Source organism: Aquabacterium sp., assembly GCF_050725395.1.
GTDB lineage: Bacteria > Pseudomonadota > Gammaproteobacteria > Burkholderiales > Burkholderiaceae_C > Aquabacterium.
This window is the reverse complement of the sequence record NZ_JBOHHL010000004.1, coordinates 154461-178953: the sequence shown is the minus strand read 5'-3', so window position 1 is coordinate 178953 and position 24493 is coordinate 154461. Positions and strand designations below refer to the sequence as shown.

Annotated in this window: 20 protein-coding genes and 1 pseudogene; 11 read left to right on the top strand and 10 right to left on the bottom strand. The window is 66.0% G+C overall.

The features are described 5' to 3' along the window. Nucleotides 1-85: 85 nt before the first annotated feature. The 3 genes from ACREB4_RS04495 (at nt 86) to ACREB4_RS04485 (ending at nt 4043) form a co-directional block, all read left to right on the top strand. Nucleotides 86-1861, top strand: coding sequence for a PhoH family protein (locus tag ACREB4_RS04495; protein ID WP_431586994.1), 1776 nt, complete (start codon nt 86-88; stop codon nt 1859-1861). A 128-nt stretch (nt 1862-1989) separates the two neighbouring features. Continuing rightward, nucleotides 1990-2622 (top strand): glutathione transferase, encoded by a 633-nt coding sequence (gene yfcF / locus ACREB4_RS04490; protein WP_431586993.1) that lies wholly within the window; start codon nt 1990-1992, stop codon nt 2620-2622. 146 nt (nt 2623-2768) lie between these two features. Next, entirely contained in the window at nt 2769-4043 is a 1275-nt protein-coding gene (locus ACREB4_RS04485; RefSeq protein WP_431586992.1) for a diguanylate cyclase, read from the top strand. Nucleotides 4044-4056: 13 nt separating this feature from the next. Here ACREB4_RS04485 and rlmD read toward each other — a convergent pair whose 3' ends face one another. Genes rlmD through surE form a run of 4 tightly spaced genes read right to left on the bottom strand, consistent with a single transcriptional unit; the run spans nt 4057 to nt 8045 of the window. Next, complete coding sequence (gene rlmD, locus ACREB4_RS04480) at nt 4057-5451, bottom strand: 23S rRNA (uracil(1939)-C(5))-methyltransferase RlmD (RefSeq protein WP_431586991.1); 1395 nt, start codon at nt 5449-5451, stop codon at nt 4057-4059. Nucleotides 5452-5471: 20 nt separating this feature from the next. Next, a complete protein-coding gene (locus ACREB4_RS04475) occupies nt 5472-6395 on the bottom strand; it encodes a peptidoglycan DD-metalloendopeptidase family protein (protein ID WP_431586990.1) in 924 nt (307 codons plus the stop codon). 46 nt (nt 6396-6441) lie between these two features. After that, a complete protein-coding gene (pcm, locus tag ACREB4_RS04470; protein WP_431586989.1) occupies nt 6442-7296 on the bottom strand; it encodes a protein-L-isoaspartate O-methyltransferase in 855 nt (284 codons plus the stop codon). Further along, entirely contained in the window at nt 7293-8045 is a 753-nt protein-coding gene (gene surE, locus ACREB4_RS04465; RefSeq protein ID WP_431586988.1) for a 5'/3'-nucleotidase SurE, read from the bottom strand. The genes pcm and surE overlap by 4 nt, the downstream gene beginning before the upstream one ends. Nucleotides 8046-8213: 168 nt before the next feature. Here surE and ACREB4_RS04460 point away from each other — a divergent pair, with 168 nt between their 5' ends. Further along, nucleotides 8214-8939 (top strand): LuxR C-terminal-related transcriptional regulator, encoded by a 726-nt coding sequence (locus ACREB4_RS04460; protein ID WP_431586987.1) that lies wholly within the window; start codon nt 8214-8216, stop codon nt 8937-8939. A 10-nt stretch (nt 8940-8949) separates the two neighbouring features. After that, complete coding sequence (locus ACREB4_RS04455) at nt 8950-11271, top strand: sensor histidine kinase (protein ID WP_431586986.1); 2322 nt, start codon at nt 8950-8952, stop codon at nt 11269-11271. 427 nt (nt 11272-11698) lie between these two features. Here the strand turns inward: ACREB4_RS04455 and ACREB4_RS04450 are convergent, their stop codons facing one another. Beyond that, nucleotides 11699-13507, bottom strand: a complete 1809-nt coding sequence (locus ACREB4_RS04450) for a GspE/PulE family protein (protein WP_431586985.1) — start codon at nt 13505-13507, stop codon at nt 11699-11701. Beyond that, nucleotides 13504-14271, bottom strand: a complete 768-nt coding sequence (locus ACREB4_RS04445; protein ID WP_431586984.1) for a spermidine synthase — start codon at nt 14269-14271, stop codon at nt 13504-13506. The genes ACREB4_RS04450 and ACREB4_RS04445 overlap by 4 nt, the downstream gene beginning before the upstream one ends. 138 nt (nt 14272-14409) lie before the next feature. Here ACREB4_RS04445 and ACREB4_RS04440 point away from each other — a divergent pair, with 138 nt between their 5' ends. The 5 genes and pseudogenes from ACREB4_RS04440 (at nt 14410) to ACREB4_RS04420 (ending at nt 19417) form a co-directional block, all read left to right on the top strand. Beyond that, nucleotides 14410-16023, top strand: coding sequence for a carboxylesterase/lipase family protein (locus ACREB4_RS04440; RefSeq protein WP_431586983.1), 1614 nt, complete (start codon nt 14410-14412; stop codon nt 16021-16023). A 43-nt stretch (nt 16024-16066) separates the two neighbouring features. Continuing rightward, complete coding sequence (locus tag ACREB4_RS04435) at nt 16067-16612, top strand: DNA-deoxyinosine glycosylase (protein WP_431586982.1); 546 nt, start codon at nt 16067-16069, stop codon at nt 16610-16612. 143 nt (nt 16613-16755) lie between these two features. Further along, nucleotides 16756-17754: pseudogene (locus ACREB4_RS04430) on the top strand (purine-nucleoside phosphorylase); the annotation flags it as partial. A 54-nt stretch (nt 17755-17808) separates the two neighbouring features. After that, nucleotides 17809-18771, top strand: a complete 963-nt coding sequence (locus ACREB4_RS04425) for a purine-nucleoside phosphorylase (RefSeq protein ID WP_431587043.1) — start codon at nt 17809-17811, stop codon at nt 18769-18771. Between the two features lie 73 nt (nt 18772-18844). Next, nucleotides 18845-19417, top strand: coding sequence for an MOSC domain-containing protein (locus tag ACREB4_RS04420; RefSeq protein ID WP_431586981.1), 573 nt, complete (start codon nt 18845-18847; stop codon nt 19415-19417). On the opposite strand, the gene ACREB4_RS04415 is transcribed toward ACREB4_RS04420, so the two are convergent. Together ACREB4_RS04415 and ACREB4_RS04410 are read right to left on the bottom strand one after the other, a co-directional pair. Next, on the bottom strand, nt 19404-20168 hold the full coding sequence (locus ACREB4_RS04415) for an SDR family NAD(P)-dependent oxidoreductase (RefSeq protein ID WP_431586980.1): 765 nt from the start codon (nt 20166-20168) through the stop codon (nt 19404-19406). The two genes, ACREB4_RS04420 and ACREB4_RS04415, sit on opposite strands and share 14 nt — an antisense overlap. Nucleotides 20169-20227: 59 nt before the next feature. Next, a complete protein-coding gene (locus ACREB4_RS04410) occupies nt 20228-20920 on the bottom strand; it encodes a class II glutamine amidotransferase (RefSeq protein ID WP_431586979.1) in 693 nt (230 codons plus the stop codon). 193 nt (nt 20921-21113) lie between these two features. Here ACREB4_RS04410 and gshA point away from each other — a divergent pair, with 193 nt between their 5' ends. Beyond that, on the top strand, nt 21114-22652 hold the full coding sequence (gene gshA, locus ACREB4_RS04405; protein WP_431586978.1) for a glutamate--cysteine ligase: 1539 nt from the start codon (nt 21114-21116) through the stop codon (nt 22650-22652). A 7-nt stretch (nt 22653-22659) separates the two neighbouring features. On the opposite strand, the gene ACREB4_RS04400 is transcribed toward gshA, so the two are convergent. Together ACREB4_RS04400 and ACREB4_RS04395 are read right to left on the bottom strand one after the other, a co-directional pair. Further along, entirely contained in the window at nt 22660-23901 is a 1242-nt protein-coding gene (locus tag ACREB4_RS04400; protein WP_431586977.1) for a DEAD/DEAH box helicase, read from the bottom strand. Between the two features lie 67 nt (nt 23902-23968). After that, nucleotides 23969-24286 carry a hypothetical protein gene (locus ACREB4_RS04395; protein WP_431586976.1) on the bottom strand — a complete coding sequence of 106 codons (318 nt, stop codon included), beginning with the start codon at nt 24284-24286 and terminating at the stop codon, nt 23969-23971. Between the last annotated feature and the right edge of the window lie 207 nt (nt 24287-24493).

Genomic DNA, 24493 nt, shown 5'->3' with positions numbered 1-24493 from the left:
CATTCTTGCCTGCAAGATCAGCGTGAGGCCGCACAGTGTTCTGTGCGGCCTTTTTGTTTGTGCCCACCCGAGGAACGGAAACACCATGCCCCTGCCCAAGCCGCCTGCCAAACGTGCTGACATGCTGAACGCTGACGACTATTCGTCGCAGCCCAAACCCGCCAAGGGCAGTGCCCGCAGCAGCACCCGCGCCACGCCCGCCAAACCCGCACGCCAGCCGGTGTTGGAACTGGTCGGCAAAGAGCCCTTGAACACGCCGGCTTTCCAGCAAACCGTCAACGACCTGGCCCCGCCTGCGCGTAACACGCCCGCCGCGCCGCCCAAACGCGCTGCATCGCCAACGCCCGTCGTGGCTGAAAAGATCAGCGACGGCTCACCATCCTTCCCGATGCGCGCCGCCACGCCCGCCAGCGGCGCCAATGCCACGCAAGGCGGTACACGCCGCCGCAAGGGCTCGGCCGGTCCCGCCAAGCTGTTCGTGCTCGACACCAACGTGTTGCTGCACGACCCAATGTCCCTGTTCCGCTTCGACGAACACGACGTCTACCTGCCCATGATCACGCTCGAAGAGCTGGACGGGCACAAGAAGGGCATGACCGAAGTGGCGCGCAATGCCCGCCAGGTCAGCCGCGACCTGGACGCCCTGGCCGCCGACATGGGCCGCGCCCAGTCCGACCCATCTGCCGGCATCGAGCTGTCCAAGACGGGCCACAAGGACGCGCGCGGCAAGCTGTACTTCCAGACCATGAACCTGGACGCTCAACTGCCCATCGGCCTGCCCCAGGGCAAGGCCGACAACCAGATCCTGGGCGTGGTGCAGGCACTGCGCACGGCCCAACCAGACCGCGACGTGGCGCTGGTGTCCAAGGACATCAACATGCGCATCAAGGCGCGCGCCCTGGGCCTGCCCGCCGAGGACTACTTCAACGACAAGACGCTGGAAGATGGCGACCTGCTCTACACCGGTGTGCTGCCATTGCCCAACGACTTCTGGGAGCGTCACGCCAAGGGCATGGAAAGCTGGCAGCAAGGCGGCATCACCTTCTACCGCGTCAGCGGCCCGATGGTGCCGGTGCTGCTGATCAACCAGTTCGTGTACCTGGAATCGCCCGGCGCCACCCCCTGGTACGGCAAGGTCACCGAGATCACCGGCAAGTCGGCCGTGCTGAAAACGGTCAAGGACTTCAGCCACCAGAAGCACTCGATCTGGGGCGTGGCCGCGCGCAACCGCGAACAGAATTTCGCGCTGAACCTGCTGATGGACCCCGAATGCGACTTCGTGACGCTGACGGGTTCGGCCGGCACCGGCAAGACGCTGATGACCCTGGCCGCCGCCCTGAGCCAGGTGCTGGACGACCGCCGCTACACCGAGATCATCGTGACCCGCGTGACGGTGCCGGTGGGCGAGGACATCGGCTTCCTGCCTGGCACGGAAGAAGAAAAGATGTCGCCCTGGATGGGCGCGCTGGACGACAACCTGGAAGTACTGGCGCGTGGTGGCGACAACACCGCTGGCGAGTGGGGCCGCGCTGCCGCCAATGATCTGGTCCGCAGCAAGATCAAGATCAAGAGCATGAACTTCATGCGCGGTCGCACTTTCCTGAACAAGATCGTCATCATCGACGAGGCGCAAAACCTGACGCCCAAGCAGATGAAGACGCTCATCACGCGGGCCGGGCCAGGCACCAAGATCATCTGCCTGGGCAACCTGGCGCAGATCGACACGCCTTACCTGACCGAAGGCAGCTCGGGCCTGACCTATGCGGTGGACAAGTTCAAGGGCTGGCCTCACAGCGGCCACGTCACGTTGGCGCGTGGCGAGCGCTCGCGCCTGGCGGACTTCGCCTCCGAGGTGCTCTGATCAGGCATCCATCCACCTGAAACGCCGACAAGGTGGCAAAAAAGGCCGGGCGGCAACGTCCGGCCTTTTGCTTTTTGCAGGTGTCCAGACTTGGGCGTATGCTGTTTCGAACCAAACTGGGAGGCCTCATGAGCTCGAACCTCACGCTGTACGTCGACAGCCGCTTCTTCAGCCCCTATGCCATGTTCGCCTTCGTGGCGCTGCGCGAGAAGAACATCCCCTTCGCGATCGAAAAAGTCGACCTGGTCAACAACGCGCACCACACCAGCCGCTACCAGCAGCTTTCGCTGACCGGCCGGGTCCCTGCCCTGGTTCACGGCGATTTCTCGGTGTCCGAGTCGTCGGCCATCATCGAGTACCTGGAAGACGCCTTTCCCGCGCCCAGCCATCCCACGGTGCTGCCCCCCTCGGTCCGCGACCGGGCCAAAGCGCGTCAATTGCAAGCCTGGCTGCGCAGCGACCTGATGCCCCTGCGAGAAGACCGGCCCACCACCGTGATCTTTCAGCAGCCCAGTCCCCTGCCCCTGTCACCCACGGGGCAGGCCGCAGCCCAGCAATTGATCGGGGCGGTGTCTCCCCTGGTCAACGAGGCCGGAGATCCGCTGTTCGGGGCCTGGTGCATCGCGGACACCGAACTGGCCTTGATGCTCAACCGCCTGGTGGTCAACCAGGACCGTGTGCCGCCGAAATTGAAGGTGTATGTCGAGCGCCAATGGGCGCGCCCCTCGGTCCAGGCCTGGCTCCAGCTGCAGCAGGGCTAGCCCTCCCGCGAACAAGGGGCCCGTCCCCTGCACTAGTTCTCACTCCGCAGGTACAACCCTGGCAAAAAGCCCGGTCGGGTGTTTCAGAATGGATTCCAGAGCCCCGAGCCATGCTGGGGGAGCCATGCCGACCGTGATTTTTTGCCTTGAAGTACCTGCCCGAATTCTCTTTGACCGACCTGCACAGCGCCCAGGCCCACTACCTGATCGCCTGGGGCACCCTGACCCTGACCGTCGTGGTTTGCCTGGCCGCCGTCATCCAATGCAACAAGCTCTGGCTGCACCGCTGGCTGAGCCTGGGCTGGCTGAGCGATGCGCTGTTCTCCGCCGACCCTCATCAAAAGAAACTGGGCCTGCGTTACCTCGTCGGCATGGTCAATTGCTCGGCGGGCGTGATCGCCCTGAACTACGGCGCGAGCCAGGGCGTGATCGACGCCGAGGCCTGCCGGCACCTGACCTGGACCAGCCTGACGGTCATGGCCGCCTTTTTCGTGGTGCTGCGCACCGGCTGGAACAAGAAACTGGCCGATCCCTCGATGTCGGAACTCAAGACGGCCTCCGCGATCGGCATCCTCGCCTGGGGATACCTGATCGGCGGGCCCGGCGCCCCCGTGGCCCTGATGCTGCTGTTCATCATCCTGATGTTCGGCATGTTCACCACCACCTCCAAACAGTTGATCCGCGCCAGCGTGTTCGCGGGGCTGGCGTTCTCCGCAGTGTTCGTGGCAACCGCGGCCGACAGCGGCGCGAACACGATCGTGGCCAAGATGCAGATGGTCTATGGCGGCGTGCTGTTGATCATGCTGGCGAGCGTGTGCCTGCTCGTCCATGAAATGGCCCGGATGCGCGCCCGCCTGACCCAACGCAAGGTGGAGCTGACCGCCGCGCTCGCGCAGATCAAGGAGCTGGCCATCCGCGACGAATTGACCGGCCTGTTCAACCGGCGGCACATGGGCAATGTGCTGAACGCCGAAGCCCAGCGCACCGACCGCAACCACGGCCGTTTCTGCCTGTGCCTGATCGACGTCGACCACTTCAAGGCCATCAATGACGAGTGGGGCCATGGTGTGGGCGACGACGTCCTGCGCGCGCTGGCCAATGTGGTGGCCGCTGGCTTGCGCGAGACCGACGTGGTCGCGCGCTGGGGTGGCGAGGAGTTCCTGGTGCTCTTCACCGACACCGATTGCGAAGACGCCGCCGTGGTGATCGAACGCATCCGCGTCATGCTGAGCAACACGGTGATGACCTCGGCCTCGCCTGAATTGCGCGTGACCTTCTCGGCCGGCCTGACCACCTACCAGGTGGACGAGTCGATCGTGGCCACGATCGAGCGGGCCGACCAGGCGCTCTACCAGGCCAAGGCCACAGGCCGCAACCGCACCGAGCGGCACACGCTGTTCGACGGCGACTACCTGGCCTGAACCAGGCGGATCATCAACCCTCGATTTTTTCGAAGACGGCCATGCTTTCGACGTGGGCCGTGTGCGGGAACATGTTGACCGCACCTGCGGACACACAGCGGTAGCCCCCCAGGTGCACCAGCAGGCCGGCGTCGCGGGCCAGGGTGGCCGGGTTGCAGCTGACGTAGACGATGCGCTTGGGCGGGATCCAGTCGGGCGCCAGCGTCGGGTCCTGGTTCAGATCCGCCACAGCCTTGGCCAGGGCAAAGGCGCCTTCGCGCGGGGGGTCGACCAGCCACTTGTCGGCGTGACCGTAGCTGGCCAATTCGGCCGGCGTCAGTTCGAACAGGTTGCGCGCCACGAAGCTCGTGCGGTCGGCCAGGCCATTGGCTGCGGCGTTCTCACGCGACCGGGCCACCAGCTGCTCGCTGCCTTCGATGCCCAGCACTTCTTTGGCTTGCGTGGCCAAAGGCAAGGTGAAGTTGCCCAGGCCGCAGAACCAGTCGATCACGCGCTCATCGGGCTGCACCTGCAACAGGCGCAAGGCGCGGCCCACCAGCACCTGGTTGATGGCGTGGTTGACCTGGGTGAAATCGGTGGGCTTGAACGGCATGGTGATGCCGAACTCTGGCAGCGTGTAGTCCAGACCCGGCTGGGTGTCGTCCAGCGGCTTGACGGTCTCGGGGCCCTTGGACTGCAACCACCAGGCGATCGGAAAGCGACCGCCGTCATGGGCGCTGTGCCTGGCCGCGAAGTCGCGCAGCAGCTTGACGTCACGGGGGCTCAAGGCCTCCAGGTGGCGCAGCACCAGGGCCGTCACCTGGGAGCCCACGGCCACTTCGATCTGCGGCACGCGGTCGCAATGCTCCATGGCACCGATCAGCTCGCGCAGGGGCACCAGCAAGCGCGACACATGGGGCGGCAGGATCTCGCAAGACTTGATGTCGGCCACATAGCGCGACTTGCGCTCGTGGAAGCCCACCAGCACGGTGCCTTTCTTGACCACGTGGCGCACCGACAGCCGGGCACGGTAGCGGTAGCCCCAAGCCGGACCTTCGATGGGGCGCAGCAGGGTTTCGGACTTGACCTTGCCCAGGTGCCAGAGGTTGTCTTCCAGCACGCGCTGCTTGACGGCCACCTGGGCACCCGCGTGGAAGTGTTGCATCTTGCAGCCGCCACACAGGCCAAAGTGGGTGCATTGGGGAACCACGCGCTGCGAACTCTCGCGGCGCATCTCGGTCATCGAGCCCTGCTCCCAGTTGTTCTTGCGGCGAAAGACATTCGCGCGAACTTCTTCACCTGGCAAGGCGCCTTCGATGAACACCACCTTGCCATCGGCGCGGTGGGCCACGCCCTGGGCTTCCAGGTCCAGGGACTCGACCTTCAGCCACTCGTCGGACGGGCGAAGGGGAACATGTGCTTCAGACATCAAGGACAACGATCAATCAATCAACGGGTGGGCAGCTGACGCGCCGGGTCGACGGGCTTGCCTTGCTTGCGGATTTCAAAGTGCAGTTGCACGCGTTCGGCGTCGGTCGAGCCCATCTCGGCGATCTTCTGGCCCTTGCGCACGGCCTGGTCTTCCTTGACCAGCAGGGTCTGGTTGTGCGCGTAGGCGGTCAGGTATTCGGCGTTGTGCTTGATGATGACCAGGTTGCCGTAGCCACGCAGGCCTGAGCCGGCGTAGACGACGCGGCCATCGGCGGCGGCGAACACGGGGTCACCCGCCTTGCCGCCGATCACCAGGCCCTTGCGCTTGCCTTCTTCGAAGCCCCCCAGCGTGGGGCCATTGGCAGGCCATTGCCAGTTGGGTTCATCGGCCTCGCGGGGGTCTTTGGCGACGGGATCCTTGACGGGCTCGGCGGCCGAAGCCGCCTGGCTGCCAGAAGCCGTGCTGGCGGCACCCGTTGCCGCCGAAGCACCTGGTTTCACGCCCGAGGCGGCCGAGGAGGCCGCAGCCTTGGGATCGATGGCCCGCGCCTGGATGCTGGGTGCGGCGATGGGTTTGGTCGACGACGCACCATTGCCCACGGCGCTGGCCGTGGCATCGGGGGCCACCACGCGCAGCACCTGGCCCACTTCGATCAGGTTGGGGTTGTCGAGGTTGTTCCAGGTGGCCAGATCGCGCCAGTTCTGTCCGGTTTCCAGGCTGATGCGGATGAGGGTGTCGTTGGGTTTGACAGTGTAGTAACCGGGCTTGCCCGCGTTCTCGGCGCCAGGCAGCACCTTGGCGGGCCCGGACGAGGCGCTGGCGCCATTGCCTGAGCGGTTGCGGTCTTCAACCGGCGCGCGCTGGTTGTGGGTGGCACAGCCGGCCAGGGACAACACGAGGGCAACGCTGGCCAGCAAGCGGTGATTCAGAAGGATTTGCATGTGAGGAAGACTCAAAGCGGGCCGCATGAACGCCACGGCCAAAGCATCAGGTGATGCCGGATTTTAAGGGGACGAACAGCACCGCCCCGGAAGACGTCTGTTCCAGCCGGCCATCAGGGTGGCGGTCGACCACCGTCAGGATCTGCCCCAGTCCGCGGCCATCGTCCATGGGCGCCACCAGGCGTCCACCTGGCGCCAGCTGGTCCAGCCAGGCTTGCGGCAGACTGCGGCCCCCCGCCGCCGCGATGATCGTGTCATAGGGCGCGGCGGGCGCGTGGCCCAGCATGCCGTCACCATACACCAGCCGCACGTCCTGGGCGCCGGGCAGCTGCCGCCGGACCGCGTCCAGGTTCTGGCGGGCTTTCAGGTGCAGGTCGCGCAGGCGTTCGATGGAGATCACCCGGCGCGACAGTTCGGCCAGCAAAGCGGCCTGGTAACCACAACCCGTGCCAATCTCAAGGCAATTGCCCAGGGGCCTGACCACGTCAGGCGCCAGGCCGGGCCGAGCGCAGAGCAAGGCGATCATGGCCCCCACGACCGACGGCTTGGAGATGGTCTGGCCCAGGCCGATGGGCAGGCTGGTGTCTTCGTAGGCCTGGTTGACCAGGGCCGTGTCGACGAAAAGGTGGCGCGGCACACGGGCAAAGGCGGCCAGCACGCGCGGGTTCTGCAGGCCATCGAGCTTGAGCCGGTCGACCATGCGCATGCGCACATGGGCTGAATCCAAGCCCAGGCCCTGGGGTGCGATGACGGCCTTGCGGTCGCGCTCGGCGGCCTGCAAAGGGGCCTGCGGGCGCAGGAGCAGGTTGTCGCGGGTGGCCGCAGGGCGTGGCGTGGAACCAACCTGGTCCAGCCGCAAGGGGAAGCGGCTGGCTTTGCGGTCGGGCGTTTTGCCACTCACTGTGACTGTCCCACCCAGGTTTGCCATTGCGGCAAGGCGGCGTGGTGCGTCATGTCGACCTGCAGCGGGGTGATCGACACCGCCCCTTGCTTGACGGCCTCGAAATCGGTGCCCTGTCCGACATCGCGGGCCTCGCCGGCCGGGCCGATCCAGTAGATGGTGTCGCCACGCGGGTTGTTCTGGGCGATGGCCGGGAAGCTGGCGTGGCGTCGGCCCAGGCGGGTGGTGCGCCAGGGGGCGCTGTCTGAATTGGGGTCGGCCGGGATGTTCACGTTCAGCAGAAAAGGGCCTTGCGCGGGAGGGCGGGCCAGGACGGATTCGACCACGCGGCGGGCCACGCGGGCCGCCACGTCCAGGTGGGCCCAGCCCTTGTCGGTGAGCGAGAAGGCAATGGACGGGATGCCGAACAGGAAACCCTCGGTGGCGGCGGCGACCGTGCCCGAATACAGGGTGTCGTCGCCCATGTTGGCGCCGTTGTTGATGCCGGACAGCACCAGATCGGGCTTGGCGATCAGGCCGGCGGTCAGGGCCAGGTGAACGCTGTCGGACGGGGTGCCTGTTACAAAACGGAAGCCGTTGGCCGCCGTGTGGACGGTCAGGGGCTGGTGCAAGGTCAGGGAATTGGACGTCCCGCTGGCGTTGCGCTCAGGGGCGAAAACGTCAATCGTGCCCAGGCCCTGGCAGGCGTCGACCAGTGCCTGGAGGCCAGGGGCCAGGTAGCCGTCGTCGTTGGCGATCAGTATGTGCATGTTGCCAATTGTAGGAGTGAGGACCACCCATCTCGGTGTTGGAACAACGCGATTTCGAATGACGGCCTGTTCAGAATGCGGATAATCGAAGATTGTTCGCCCCAAGTCGTCAGGGGTGCAGATCAACCCCGGCTTGCGCTTTGTGCCGCAAGCTTCGGGAGGGGCTCCATGGCTGTCAAGGTTCTGATTCTCGAAGACAACCCGGTCGCCCGGGGCTTTTTGTGCCGCGTGGTGCGCGAAAGCTTCAGCGACATCAGCAGCATCGCCGAAGCTGGCGATCTGGAAGCCGCGAGGCGCCTGCTGGGCCACAAGGCCGGGGGCCGCGCCGCCGCCTGCGACGACCCTTACCAACTGATCATGGTCGACCTGGAACTGCCCGATGGCAGCGGCCTGGAATTGTTGACCGAGCTGGCCAACTACCCGGCCACGCGCATCGTCACCACGCTCTATTCCGACGACGAGCACCTCTTCCCCGCCCTGCAATGCGGCGCTGACGGCTACCTGCTCAAGGAGGACCGCTTCGAGGTCCTGGTCGAGGAACTGCAGAAGATCGTGCGCGGACAGCCGCCCCTGTCGCCCGCCATCGCGCGCCGCCTGCTGACCCACTTCCGCACGGGCGACGGCCTGCTGGCAGGCGCCGCGACGCCCGCCGCCGCGCCGGCCCCGGTCAGCGCCCCGGCCCCCCTCGCCCCCCTGGACCACGAACGCCTGACCCCCCGTGAAAGCGAAGTGCTGACCTACCTCAGCAAGGGCTTCACCATCAAGGAAATCGCGGCGCTCATGGGCATCAAGTGGTTCACGGTGAACGACCACATCAAATCCATCTACAAGAAACTGAACGTGTCCAGCCGCGCCGAAGCGGCGGTGCTGGCCAGCAAGCAAGGGCTGGTCTGAGCTCTTGACCATGCCCGCCGCGGACACCTCGCCGCCAACACGCTCGCCCGATCTGCTGATCGGGAGTTCCGGCGACATCCCCACGCTGGACGAGGTGCTTCAAGGCTCGCACGACCTGCCCCGCTGGATAGGCTGGCGCCTGCGCATGCTGGTGGGAGCGGTGTTGACGGGCTTTGTGCTGGTGCTGCTGGTCGGGCAATGGCTGTCCAGCCAACCCCGCCTGCCGGTCAGCCTGCGCGCCACGGCCGAAGGCACCGTCCGACTGCATTCGGTGGACAACCCGGCCATGCAGCGCCTGGAAGGGCACATCATCGAAGGCCTGCGCGGCGAGGTGACGCAGCCTTCCGGTGGCATCGTGGTCCTCGAAGCCCCGATCGAGATGCTGGCCCTGCAACGCTCGGGGCGCTGGATCAGCGATGCCGAGGAACGCCAGCATTTCGTGGACCTGCACCTGGGCGTGGCGCACCTGCTCGCGGCCTTGCCGGCTGACAACAAAGTCGTGCAACTGCAACTGGTCAACGCCCCGGACGAACCCGTGCTGATCACCCGGCGAGGCTGGACAGGCCTGAGCCCCTTGTTCTGGCTGTTGTCGGCCCTGGCCCTGACCCTGTTCGCCGTGGGTTCCGTGGTGGTGCTGGCCGGACCGCAATTGCGCAACCTGGCCTACTTCGCCCTCGCCATCAGCCAGGCTGGGCAGCTGATGTTCATCGCGGTCGAAACCAACCTCGACTTGTTCCTGCCGGACTGGTTCATGACCCTGGACATGCGCGCGCGCGCCGGCCTGGACCTGGTCACCGCCGCTGCCATGATCCAGGTGGCCGTGCTGCACCCCCGCCGCCTGAAGGGCTGGCCCTATTTCATGGCCTTGGGCTGGGCCACGGCGGCTGGCCTGGGCGTCACAGCGCTGGGCCTGGACAGCACCAGCAGTTGGCTCTGGCTGCACACCGGCTGCACGGTGATGACGGCGGCGGCGATCATGCTGATGGGCGCCGCCTACCGCGCCTCGCCCCACCCTTTCACGCTGGTGCTGCAGCGCTTCTCGGCCATCACGCTGGCCACCTGGGTGCTGCTCAGCTTCGCCGTCACGCGGGGCGGACCGCGGCCCGACATGCTGCTCAACATCACCACCTTCGGTGTGATGACCTGGCACGTGTTCTTCGCCTCGCAGCTGCTGCTGGCCCCCTACCTGTCGCGCTCCAAGCAGATCCTGCAGGAGTTCTCGCTGCTGGCGGCGTCCAGCACGGTGGCCGCCTCGCTCGACCTGCTCTTCGTGGCGGTGTTCTCACTGGGCCAGTTCACCTCGATGACCTTGTCGCTGTTCCTGTCCTTCGGCGTGTACATGTCGGTGCGGCGCTGGCTGATGACACGGCTGCCAGGGCGCGACCCGATCACCATGGAGCGCTTGTTCGAACGCCTGTACCGCATGGCCCGTGAACTGGAGCGCCGCCCAGCCAAGACCGATGACCTGCTGGCGCGGCTGATGCGCGAGCTGTTCGACCCGCTGGAAGTCACCGTGGCCCGGGGCGAAGTCGCCGCGTCAGAACTGCGGGGCAATGGTTCGGTGATGCTGGTGCGCCTGCCTTCGCTGCGGCCCAAGGAAGGCCCTTCCCGACATGCGTTGGTGCTCAAGCATTCGAACAAGGGCCGGCGCCTGTTCACCTCGGACGATGCCCGCCTGGCCGACCGCATCATCGACCAGTTGCACCGCGTGCTGAGCTTCGACCAGGCCGTGGAGCAAGGCCGCAGCGAGGAGCGCATCCGCATCGCGCAAGACCTGCACGACGACATCGGCGCGCGCCTGCTGACCCTGATGTACCAGGCGCCCAACGCCGACATCGAGGAATACATCCGCCACACCTTGCAGGACCTGAAGACGCTGACGCGAGGCCTGGCCGCGCAAAGCCATGGCCTGAGCGAAGCGGCCGGCGAATGGAAACGCGACCTGCACCAGCGTTTGGGCATCGCGCAATGCGAACTGAACTGGCAGATGACGCAGGACTGCGATGTGACCTTGTCGATGGTGCAATGGTCGGCGCTGACCCGCATCCTGCGCGAGCTGGTCAACAACACCATCAGCCACGCCAAGGCCTCGAAGGTGCAGGTGGTGCTGGTGCTGGCCAACGACCAGTTGTCCTTGACGGTGACCGACAACGGGCTGGGCCGCGCGCCCGAGACCTGGTCTCATGGATTGGGACTGGGGGGGGTGCGCAAACGCGTCAAGCAGTTGGGCGGCACGGTGCGCTGGAGCGAGGCCGAGCCCAAGGGTGTGCGCTGCGAGGTCGTGGTCGAGAACTTCTCGGCCAGCGCGGGGCCGGCGGCGGACGGACTCTAACTGAGTTGCTCGCTTTGTCGAGCAGCGCGGGGCGAGGGCTGGGACGGTGTCCGACAGGGCTTCATGTTGGTGGTCCCGCTGCGCGGGACTGCCTTGCGATGCTCGCGCCGAGGTGGGGCCGTGGAACTCAGCCACGGCCAGTCAGACGTGCCACGCCATCAGCGAGGCGCTCAAGGATGAGGCGGGGGTTGGCGGGCCGACGTCGGGGGCGTCGAGGAGCGCAGCCCGGGCGGAAAAAGGATCGTCCGTTGTCTGAGCCGAAGGCGAGTTTCGGACGATCCCCGCCCTGGGCGAGCACCGCAGAGCAGTCCTTCGCAAAGCGGAGGACCGCCACCATAGGAGGCCCGCCAACCCCCGCCTCATCCCAGCCTCGCGCTGCCCAGCCAAAGCGCACCACCCCCACCACGCCGCATCAGCCAGCAGAACCTCAACTCTCCCACTGAGGCGTGTTGCGCAAGATCTCGTCCAGCGTGGTCACGCCCTCCGACACCTTCATCACGCCCGACAGCCGCAAAGGCCGCAACCCCTCCTGCGCCGCCGCCTGCCGCAACTTGGCCATGTCCACCGTCGGGCTCATGGCCCCGCGCAAAGCTTCGGTGATGGGCAGCAGTTCATACAAGCCCACACGCCCCTTGAAGCCCGTCATGCGGCACTCCAAGCACCCCACCGGCTGGTAAGGCCGCAAAGTGCCATTCATGCGCCAGGGCTTGATGGCCGTGGCCAGCGTGTCGGCGGACATCGCCTCGTCAGGCTTCTTGCACACCGGGCACAAGGTGCGCACCAGGCGCTGGGCCAGCACGCCGATCACCGTGGCACTGATGAGGTAAGGCGCCACGCCAATGTCGGTCAGCCGCGTGATGGCCGAAACCGCGTCGTTGGTGTGCAGCGTGGAGAACACCAAGTGCCCCGTCAACGAAGCCTGGATGGCCATCTCGGCCGTTTCAAGGTCGCGGATTTCGCCGACCATGATGATGTCCGGGTCCTGCCGCATCAAGGCGCGCAGCCCATCGGCAAAGTTCAGGTCGATGTTCGACTGCACCTGCGTCTGGTTGAACGAAGCCTCGATCATTTCGATCGGGTCTTCGATGGTGCAGACGTTGACATCGTCGGTGGCGATGCGCTTGAGCGTGGAATAAAGCGTCGTCGTCTTGCCCGAACCCGTGGGTCCGGTGACCAGGATGATGCCGTGCGGGCGCGACACCAGTTGCTCCCAGGTCTGCTGTTCGCTGGGCGCAAAGCCCAGCGCTTCGAGCGACTTGACCGTGTTGTCGGGATCGAAGATCCGCATCACCAGCTTCTCGCCAAAGGCGGTGGGCATGGTGGACAAACGCATTTCGATTTCGTCCCCGGCCGGGTTGCGCGTCTTGATGCGGCCGTCCAGCGGCCGGCGCTTTTCAACGACGTCCATGCGGCCCAGCAGCTTGATCCGCGCCGTCATGGCCTGCATCACCGACAGGGGCACTTGGTAGACCGTGTGCAGCACGCCATCGATGCGGAAGCGGATCGCGCCCATCTCGCGGCGTGGCTCCAGGTGGATGTCGGAGGCGCGCTGGTCAAACGCGTATTGCCACAGCCAGTCGACGACCTGGATGATGCCCTGGTCGTTGGCATCGAGCTGGCGGTTGGTCTTGCCCAGCTCGACCAGTTGCTCGAAGTTGTGGGCCACGCTGTCGCCCGTCTTCTTGTTCGCATCCTTGACCGACTTGGCCAGGGTGTAGAACTCGGTGCGGTAGCGCTGCAGGTCGAGCGGGCTGGACACCACCAGGCGCACGGTCTTCTTGGTGTGCGACAGGATCTCGTCGATCCAGGCCACGTCCAGCGGTTCGCTGGTGGCGATGGTGATCTCGTTCAGGCCCACCTGCACGGGAAGGCACTTGCGCCGCTCGGCGTAGTTGATGGACATGACCTCGGACACGCGGGCCACGTCCACCTTCAAAGGGTCGATGCGCAGGTAGCCCAAACCCAGGTGCTTGGCCAGCCACTCGGTCAGGGCCTCCAGTTCCAGCACGTGGTCGTTGTCGGCCCGTTTCAGCCCCATGCCCCCCAGGCGCACCAGTGGGTGCTGGGCGCTGTCGCCAGCGGCGAAACGCTGGGCCACGCGCTCGCCTTCCTTGACGGTGATGAGGCCGTCTTCGGTCATCCAGGCCAGCAGCCACTTCCAGTCCAGCGGTCCCTTGTGCGTGAGGGAGCGCTTCTTGGCAGGCTTGGCGGAGGTGGATGGGCTGGACGCGGTCATGTCGTCGGGCGGGGGGTGAAGGTGGACAAAAGCTTGAGCCATTTTCCGGCGGGCAGCTCGAACCTGCTTTGTAAAGATTCGGCGCGTTCCGCCAGTATTTCTCGGCTTGGCAAATCGAAGCCTTTCCATGCCAGCACGATGGTATTACCTTCGCGGGTGGGTTTGAGCATGGCCGTGCGCCCCTCGCCAAAGGCCGCGGCGATGCGGCCCGCACTGACTTTGAAGCTGGCATCGCGGCCGAACAGGTTAACGCTCATCACCCCGCCGTCGTCCAGCAGGCGCCAGCAATCGCGGTAGAACGCTTCGTCGTCCAGCACCGGACTGGCGGCTTCATGGTCGTACAAGTCCACGCACAAGGCGTCGGCACTGGCGGTGTGTTCCGGGTCGCCAACGTAGCGTGCGGCGTCCATCTGGATCACCTCCAGGCGCTCATCGTTGTCGGGCAGGCTGAACCAGTTGCGGCACACGCCGATCACCGTTGGGTTGATCTCGACGGCCGTGGTGCTGGCCACCTTGAGCACCGCATGGCAGTGCTTGGTGATGGCCGCCGCGCCCAGGCCCAGTTGCACGCAGCGTGTGCCGGGCAAGGCGGACAGGTCGCGCAACAGCAGCCACGCCATCATGCGCTGGATGTATTCGAGCTCGAGCTTGAGCGGTTTGCTGACGCGCATGGCGCCCTGGATCCAGGGCGTGTCGAGGTGCAGGCACCTCACCCCACGGGATTCCGACAAGGTGGCTTCGGGGAATTTAAGTTTGCGCTTCACAGGTCGATAACGGGAAACAGTCAAAAAGCGTGGCCAGCAGTGTCGCATGGGGGAGTCACCCCGAGGGGAGTCGCGAACACCGAGGTCGCCAAGTCAAGAAAAGTTCGACTGTGTCCACTTTGTCATAAGGGATCCATCATGAAAATCACATCGATACTGAGTCGAAGCCTGTCGGCCCTGGCCTTGGCCATGGGGGCCAGCACCGCGGCCCATGCGGCCGTTCCCCTCATCAACACCGACCAGGGGGCCGCGCAGGGCCTCGCCAGCAATGGCGTGTCGCGTTTTTTAGGCCTGCCCTTCGCAGCACCACCCGTGGGGCCCTTGCGCTGGAAGGCACCGCAGGCCCCGGCCCACTGGTCCGGTGTGCGCGATGCCACGCAGTTCGCCAACGTCTGTCCGCAAGAGCCCAGTGCTTTTTCCGGACGCTCCGAGACTGAGGACTGCCTCTACCTGAACGTCTACCGCCCCGACAACAGCGACGGACAGCCCCTGCCCGTGATGGTGTGGCTGCATGGCGGAGGTTACGTGCTGGGTGCCGGCTCGAACTACGACGGCGCGCCGCTGGCCCGCCAGGCCAAGGCCGTGGTGGTGACGGTGAACTACCGCCTGGGCATCTTCGGCTTCATGGCCCTGCCGGGCCTGCAAGCTGAAAACCCCGCCGCCAATTACGGCATCCAGGACCAGCAGGCGGCGATGCGTTGGGTGAAGCAGCACGCGAGCCGCCTGGGCGGTGACCCGAACCGCATCACCCTCTTTGGCCAGTCCGCGGGCGGCAACAGCGCCTGCCTGCACCTCTTGTCGCCGCCATCGGCCGGCCTGTTCAACGGCGCCATCTCGCAAAGCGGGCCCTGCGTGTTGCTGCGCAATGTGCCCTTGTCCGATGTGCGCGAGAAATCCGAAGCCGTGGCCCAATCCCTGGGCTGTCCGGCTGGTGCGCAACAGTTGGCTTGCATGCGCCAGCAAAGCACGGTGGCGCTGATGAACGCGACCCCGCCCAACCTGGACATCATCTACAGCAAACCACCTTGGGTGCCGGCCATCGATGGCGTGATCCTGCCTGACGCGGCCGACAAGCTGCTGCAGTCGGGGCGCGTCAACAAGGTGCCCGTGATGTTCGGGGGCGACCATGACGAAGGCCGCCTGTTCGTGGCGCTGACCTTCCACCTGGGGCAACAACGCGGGGTGACCGCCGCCGACCACAGCCTGGCCCTGAAAGGCATGGTGGGGCCCACCCTCGCACCCTTGTTCACCGACGTGCTGTACTCGCCTTCCCGCTATGGCTCGTACGACAAGGCCCTGGCCGCCGCCGTGACCGACAACTTCTACGCGTGCAGCGCCTTGAGCGACGTCAAGACCTTGTCGGGCTTGACCAAGGCCTATGCTTTCGAGTTCAACGACCCGAACGCGCCCGGCGCCGCCCCCGACCCTTACTTCACCTGGGACGCCTACCACTCGTCCGAACTGGCCTACCTGTTCCAGGGTGAAACACCTTCGCCGGTGTTCACCCCCGCGCAACAGACCCTGGCCGACCAACTGGTGAAGTACTGGGCCAACTTCGCGGCAAAGGGCAATCCCAATGGCCCCGGGCTGCCGCAATGGCGCCGTTTCGACCGCTTGAGCGCACCCGTGCAGGACCTGGCCCCCGGCGCCGTGACCACCAAAGACTGGGGCCACTTCGAGCGTGACCACCAGTGCGGCGTCTGGGCCACGGTGCACGCCCTGAAGAAACTGGCCGTCGGCATCGACGAGTGACGGCGGGCTGAGCCCGCGCCGCGGGCCACGCTATAAACCGGTGATGAGCTCTTCATCACCGGTCACACCACCCAGGTTGCAAGGCCTGGGCCCCATCATCACCCCGGACACCCGGATCGTGGTGCTGGGGAGTTTCCCCAGCGTGGCCTCTTTGGCCAGCCAGCAGTACTACGCCCACCCCCGCAACCAGTTCTGGCCCATCGTCTCGGCCTTGCTGGGTTTATCGGGCAAGGACGACCTGCGCCTCCAGCCGTATGCCACGAGGCTGGACACCGCTCGCGCCCATGGCCTGGGCATCTGGGACGTCTACGCCCACTGCCAGCGCGAAGGCAGCCTGGACAGCGCCATCCAGCAGGCACAGCTGAACGAGCTGCACCGACTGCGCGAATGGGCCCCCGGCCTGAAGGCCATCGCCCACAACGGCGGCGAGTCGGCGCGCCACATGCGCCTCACCCAGGCATTGGGCCTGCCCGTGGTCAAGCTGCCATCGACCAGCCCGGCCAACGCCTCGTGGTCCTTCGAACGCAAGCTGGCGGCCTGGCAAACCGTGTTCGACGAGTTCGGCATCGGCCCCCCGACCACACCATGAGCCGATCGGACCAGAGGCCTTGATGGCCCGGTTCATGCTGGAGACAATGGGCCCGCACCACGACGCATGGTGCCCGGCATTCAACCAGGAGAACCTGCATGGACATCGTTTCGAACGGATGGGCGGCCGCTTGGCTGCGGCGCATGGGCACGGCCTTCCTGGCCGGCCTGACCTTGATCGGAGCCGCGCAGGCCCACAACGGCATTGGGCATGGCCCACGCCCCGTCAAGGTCCTGATCATCAGCATGTTCGGCCCCGAGGGGCAGGGCTGGGTCGACCACTACAAGCTGACCGACGAGGTCAAGGTGCCGGGCCTGTCGCCCGACTATCCCACCGTGCATTGCAACAGCGACGACGTCTGCCAGATCACCACCGGCATGGGCCACGCCAACGTGGCGGCGTCGATCACGGCGCTGGTGTTCAGTCAGCGCTTCGACCTGCGGCACACCTATTTCCTGATCGCGGGCATCGCGGGCATCGACCCCACGCAAGGCACGCTGGGCACCGCCACCTGGGCCCGCTACCTGGTCGACTACGGCATCGCCTGGGAGATCGATGCGCGCGACGTGCCCGCCTCCTGGCCCTCGGGCTACACGGGCATCAACACCCAAAGCCCGGCTCAAAAACCGCCGCTGGACTACCGCAACGAGGTTTTCCAGCTCGACGAAGACCTGCTGCAAAAGGCCCTGGCCCTGAGCCAGAACGCCATGCTGGAAGACAGCGACACCGCCCGCGCCTACCGCGCCCACTGGCCCATCGCGCCCGCCAACCAGCCGCCCAAAGTGGTGCAATGCGACACCGCCGCGGGCGACACCTGGTGGCATGGCGCCATCCTGGAGCAGCGCGCCCAGGATTGGACCAAACTGCTGACCGATGGCAAGGGCACCTACTGCACCACCCAGCAGGAAGACAACGCCACCTACGAGGCCCTGAAGCGCGGTGCCGCGGCCGGCCTGCTCGACCTCAAGCGCGTCGCCGTCTTGCGCACCGCTTCCAACTTCGACCGGCCCTACCCCGGCCAGAGTGCTTACGATTCGCTGGTCAATTCCATCTCGGGCGGCTTCATCCCCTCCATCCACAACCTCGTCAACGCCGGCTCGCCTTTGGTCGACGACATCGTGGCCTCGTGGCCAAGCTGGAAAACCTGGAAAAAATCCGCCGACAAGCCCGCCAGCAAGGCTTACCCCTTCTGGGCCCTGCCCCGCCTGAAGCTGCCGGTCAAGGTGCTGGTGATCAGCATGTTCGGCCCCGAAGCGCAGCCCTGGATCGACGCCTACAAGCTCAAGATCGACATCACCGTGCCCGGCCTGTCGCCCGACTACCCGGCCGTGCATTGCAACCTGCAAGGCCTGTGCAACCTGACCACGGGCATGGGCTACGCCAACGCGGCGGCCTCGGTCACCGCGCTGATGCACAGCGGCAAATTCGATTTCCGCGACACCTACATCGTCATCGCCGGCATCGCGGGCATCAACCCTGAATTGGGCACCGTGGGTTCGGCCGCCTGGGCACGTTGGGTGGTCGACTACGGCCTGGCCTGGGAGCTCGACCCGCGTGAGATGCCCGCCGGCTGGGCCAACGGCTACTTCGGCATCAACACCAAAGGCCCCGGTGAGAAACCGCCGCTGGACTACCGCACCGAGGTCTTCCGCCTCAACGACGCGCTGGTGGACAAGGCCTATGCGCTGAGCAAGAAGGCCAAGCTGCTGGACAGCCCCGAGGCCATCGCCTTCAGGGCCAAGTTCCCCAGCGGCCCAGCCAGCCAGCCGCCCAAGGTGATCCAGTGCGACACCATGTCGGGCAACACGTGGTTCGCGGGCACGCGCCTGGGCCAGCGCGCCACCGAATGGACCAGCTTGATGACCGATGGCGCCGGCCGCTACTGCACCACGCAGCAGGAGGACAACGCCACGCTGGAAGCCCTCAAGCGCGTCGATGCCCTGGGCCTGGCCGACTTCCAGCGCGTGGCCATCCTTCGCACTGGCGCCGACTTCGACCGGCCCTACCCGGGCCAACTCGACGTCGACGGCCTGCTGAAGTACGCCGAGCAAGGCGGCTTCGTGCCCGCCACGCAGAACCTGGTCAAGGCGGGGCGCCCCCTGGTCGATGCGATCCTGAACAACTGGTGGCAGTGGAAGCGGGGTGTGCCCTCACGCTGAAGGCAACGCCAACCAGCAAACAGGGCGGGCGACTTGCGCTAGCCTGTCGGCCTGACCTTCTGGATGGCGCAACGTGAGTTCATCAACCGACCCCGACAACCTGCACCACCTGGTGCAACAGTTCCCCCTGTCAGGCCGGCTGGAGCGCATCATCCTGCGGCCCGAACGGCGCGCACCCACCTTGCAGGTCGACAGCGCCCGGGCCCTCGCCGGCCAAGGCCTGGAGGGTGACCGCGCCGCCACGCGCTCCCCTTCGGCGGCCGGCGCCGGCAGCAAGCGCCAAGTCACCCTGATCCAGCACGAACACCTGCCCGTGATCGCGGCCTTCACAGGCCAGGATTGGGTCGACCCCATGTTGCTGCGCCGCAACCTCGTGGTCTCGGGCCTGAACCTGCTGGCGGCGCGCGCGCTGTTCAAGCACGAACCCATGTTGCTGTGCATCGGCGACGAGGTCGTGCTGGAAATCACCGGGACCTGCGATCCCTGCTCACGCATGGAGACCATCCTCGGCCCCGGCGGCTACAACGCCATGCGTGGCCACGGCGGCATGAACGCGCGCGTCATCCAGGGCGGGCTGATGCGCATCGACGATGCCGTCACCTGCCGTCCCGGGTCGGGCGAGCTCCCCCAGCTCAAGCTTTGGTGATGCGCAGGCCCGCGTCCACCAGCAACACCTCGCCCGTCGTCTTCGCCGCGCCTGCACCCAGGAACCAGGCGGCATCGGCCACATCGTCCGGGCTGAGCACACTCTCCAGCGCGGCCTTGGCCTTGTAGCCCTGCACCGACGCGGCGTAGCGCTCCTCGCCCAGACCGTTCTGCAACCAGGGTGTTTCGACCAGGCCCGGCGCCACGCCATTGACGCGGACCTCCGGGCCCAAGGCGCGCGCCAAGCCCACCGTCATCGCGTTCAAAGCGCCCTTCGAGGCCATGTAGGCGATGGACGAACCCACGCCCATCATGGAGGCCACCGACGAAATGTTCACGATGCCCGCGCCAGGGTTCTGCTTGAGCAAGGGCACCAGCGCGCGGATCATCTGGTAGGCACCGACCACGTTGACGCTGTAGATGCGGTGGAAGTCTTCCGCGTCCAGGCCATCCAGGTCCTTCAGCCCCACGAACTTGGTGGTGCCCGCGTTGTTGACCAACACGTCGGCCCGGCCGAAACGGGCCTCGACCTCGGCGGCCAGTCGCTTGCAATCGTCGTCCAGCGCCACATCGGCCTTGACCACCAGCACCTCGGCGCCCAGCCTGCGGCACTCTTCGGCCACGGCCTCGGCCGGTGCGGGATCTCGCGAGAAATTGACGACCACGTTCCAGCCTTCACGGGCGTAGCGGCGCGCGGTGGACGCCCCAATGCCGGATGAGGACCCGGTCACGACACAGACTTTTCGGCTCACGTTCGACTCCTGCTGACAACCGCCCGATGCGGTTGGCAGAAGATCTTATGCCAGGTGCTTCAGCGGCCGGAGGTGGCCCGCCCGATCACGCGGAAAGCCGGCGCCAAGCGTTCTTGCAGCACCTGCAACACGCCCTGCCAGGAGCCGCGCTGCGCCTGCCGCGACAGCGCCCGGGCCTTTTCGCCCCAGGTGTGCGAATTGGAAACCTCGATGCCGGTCATGGCACCGGTCCACTCGCAGCTCTTGACGGTGTGCCAATCGCGGCCCAGGCGCACCACGCCACCCTGGTCCATCAAGACCACCATCGATCCCTCGATCAGCGGAGCGGTCAGGCGGGCAAAGGCGGGCGAGCGGATCATGGCCGCAGCCTGTTCGTTGGACAGGCCTTTCAGCAGGTCGCCCAAGAGGCGTGCCAATTCGGAGGTGTCGCTGAGCGCGGGGTTCTGCGGGGCCAGGTGGGGAATGCTGCCGTTGTGCATCAGCATGAGGCCGGGCCGGACGGTGTAGGGGTGCGCCATCTCGTGGTTCACATCGCCATACGTGGCCTTGCGCAGATGGATGCAGGCTTCGACATTGGCCGGCAGGCGGCGGTTGTAGGCCAGCAGGTCGTCGAAATCGAGGCCGCGCTCCCAGACCACATCGCCGTTCTGGACGAAGAAACCGCCCCAGCCGTGGAAGTTGCGCTCCCAGGCGTTTTTCAGAAAATCAGCGCAAATCGTGCGCCCGGCGGGCTTCTTGATGATGAGGCACATGGGGTTTGGAAAAGCAGGTCGACCGTCTGTGACAACTATGAAAGCAAATGGACAAGCCGACCACGTAAAGTACGCGACTTTTCGCGCCTTTACTAGAAATTTTCGGCAGCATCGATATGCAGTTGATGCATCGCCTGCAGGTTTTTGCCAACTCTGGTACCTTCGCGCCACCACGATTTGAGGAGACCCGAGCGTGACCCGCATTGATGAACGCTTGCGTACGCTCTCGCCTGAGCGCCTGAAAGGCATCCGCCGAGGCATCGAAAAAGAAAGCCTGCGGGTCCTTCCCGATGGCCACCTGGCCTTGACCCCCCACCCCGTCGCCCTGGGCTCGGCCCTGGCCAGCCCCAGCATCACCACCGATTTCAGCGAATCGCAGATCGAACTCGTCACGGGCGCGCACACCAGCGCGCAAGGCGCCATCGCCGAACTGACGCAAATCCACCAGTTCGTGTACCGCTCACTGGCCCAGGCCGGCGACGAGCAGTTGTGGGTCAGCAGCATGCCCAGCATCCTGCCCGACGACGGGGGCATCCCCATCGGCCGCTACGGCAGCTCCAACGTCGGCCAGGCCAAGAGCGTCTACCGCATCGGGCTGGCCAACCGCTATGGCCCGCGCATGCAGACGATCTCGGGCATCCACTACAACTGGTCGCTGCCGGGCATGAGCAATGCGGATTACTTTTCGCTGATCCGCAATTTCCGCCGCCAATCTTTCTTGCTGCTGCTCTTGTTCGGGGCCTCGCCCGCCGTCTGCCCCAGCTTCGTGGCCGGCCAGCAGCATGGCCTGGACACCCTGAGCGACCGCACCCTCTACCTGCCCTACGCCACGTCGCTGCGCATGGGCCGGCTGGGTTACCAGAGCGATGCGCAATCGTCGCTGTCCGTCAGTTACAACGACCTGGAAGGTTACGGCGCCTCGCTGCAGGACGCGCTCACGCGCAGCTACCCGCCTTACCAAACCATCGGCGTGCAGGGCCCGAAAGGCGACTACCGCCAACTCTCGACCTCGCTGCTGCAGATCGAGAACGAGTTCTACGGCACGATCCGGCCCAAGCGGGTGATCTTCCCGGGCGAGCGCCCTTTGCACGCCTTGCGCGAGCGCGGCGTCGAGTACGTCGAAGTGCGCTGCATGGACCTCAACCCCTTCCTGCCGGTCGGCATCGACGACGGCACGGCCCGCTTCCTGGACACCTTCCTGCTGCACTGCCTGCTGCTGGACAGCCCGCCCGACACGCCCACCGAGATCGCTGCCCTGGCGCGCAACCAGCACCGCACCGCGTCCCGCGGCCGTGAACCCGGCTTGACGCTGGAACGCCAGGGCCAGGAGGTGCTGCTCATGGACTGGGCCCGAGAGATCGTCCAGCAATGCGAACCCATCGCCCGGGCGCTGGACAACAACCTGGGAGGGCAATCGCACCAGCAAGCCTGGCAAGCCGCGCTGGATGGGCTGAACGACCTTGAGACCTTGCCATCGGCCCGCGTGCTGCAGGCGCTGGTGCGGGATCACGGCAAGAACTACGTCGATTTCGTGCGCCAGCAATCCACGCAGGCCCAGCAGACCGTGCTGGCCGCCGATTGGAGCCCGGAAGAACAATCGCATTTCGAGCAGATGGCCAGCGAATCGATCCAGGAGCAGGCGCGCATCGAGGCGGCCGACACCATGCCTTTCGAAATCTACCGCCAGGAATACCTGGCCTCGCGTCGGCTGGACGTGGCCCGCAAGGCCTGAGGACTGCCTACCCGCCCCTGCTGCGGGCCGCCGCGGCGCGCAGCTTGTCCTTCTTGCTGGGACGCTGGCCTTTGACACCGCCATGGGCATCGAGCACCGGCGCCGCCACCTCGACCCGCTCGAAACCCGGCACCTGTTCGCGCGGCACCCGCACGCCCTGGCGCTTTTCGATCAACCTGAAATGCGCCTCGGCGTCGGCCGTGATGAAGCTGACGGCCACCCCGCTTTGCCCGGCCCGCCCCGTGCGGCCGATGCGGTGCACGTAATCCACCGGCGAGCGCGGCAGGTCGTAGTTCACCACGGCGGGCAGGCGGGCCACGTCGATGCCCCGCGCGGCCACGTCGGTGGCCACGACCACCTGCACCCGCGATGCCTTGAAATCTGCCAGGACCTGGGTGCGCGCGCCCTGGCTCAATTCGCCATGGAAAGCGTGCGCATGGATGCCCGCCAAGCCCAGCTTGTGCGTGACCAACTCGGTGGCGTACTTGGTGGCCACGAACACCAGCACGCGCGTCCATCCGTGCTCCTTGATCAGGTGGCGCAGCAGGGGCGTGCGTTTGGCGGTGTCCACTTCAATGGCGCGCTGCAGGATGTCGGGCTGGGTCTCGGGCGCCAGGGGCACCTCGATGCGCACGGGATCGCGCAGCAACTGGTCGGCCAGGCCTTGGACCACCGGGGGAAAGGTGGCCGAGAAAAAGAGGTTCTGGCGCCGCGCGGGCAATTGACCCAGGATGCGATTCAGTTCCTCGGCAAATCCCAGGTCCAGCAAGCGGTCGGCTTCGTCCAGCACCAGGACGCCAACCTCATCGATCCGCAGGGCGTTGTGGTCGAGCAGGTCCAGCAGTCGCCCCGGCGTGGCCACGACGATGTCGGCCCCGCCGCGCAAACCCATCATCTGCGGGTTGATGGAGACACCACCAAACAGCACCGCGATTTTCAAGGGTTCGGGCAGGTACTGGGCAAAGTGGCGCAAGGTGTCGCCTACCTGGGCCGCCAACTCGCGGGTCGGCACCAGGAGCAGCGCCCGGACCTGGCGCGGCCGATCGCGTGGCAGGTCCAGCAAGCGCTGCAGGATGGGCAAGGCGAACGCGGCGGTCTTGCCCGACCCGGTTTGCGCGCTGCCCAGCACGTCCAGGCCCTTCAGGACCGCCGGAATGGCCTGGGCCTGAATGGCCGTGGGCTCAAGGTAGCCCCGTTCGCGGGTGGCGCGAACGAGGGCCGAAGACAAACCTGAAGACTCGAATGACATGAAGGCCGCGCCGGTTGCTGGGTGAACGCCGAGGTTACCCGAGCATGGCCGTCACGCGGCCCCTGAATCACTTCGAAGTGGCGGGCGACTCGATGCCCTGGACCTTGGTGTCCTCGGGCTGGGTGCCTTGAAGCGGCTGGGTCTGATCGGTCTTGGTGGCCTTCTTGTGGTGGCGCTTGGCCTTGTGCTTGGGGCCGGCGGCCGTCGGCTCGGCCGAATTGATGGCAGCGTCCTGCTTGTCCTTCAATTCCTGGGCATGGCGCTCGACCTCGGCCACCTTGTCCTGGTCGGTGTTGACAACGATCTCACGGCTGGTCGGCGTGGACTGGGCCCACACCGCGACCGATGACATCAGGGTGATGAGAAGAAGTGAAAGCTTTTTCATGGAGGCCCCTCAGCTTGTTGATGAAGAACAGTCATGGTGGGCCGCCCGGAATGCCGACACAGTCGGCGCCAACCGCGGCCGCTGGTAGGACATCTCCGACGCGTTTGCCTGGAAAACCAGGGCCCACACCGTGCTGGTGGCGCCGCTTCCACCTCACCCCCCACTGTCTTGGGGGAGGGAGAACCCGGGAAATCGAGGGTTACCACC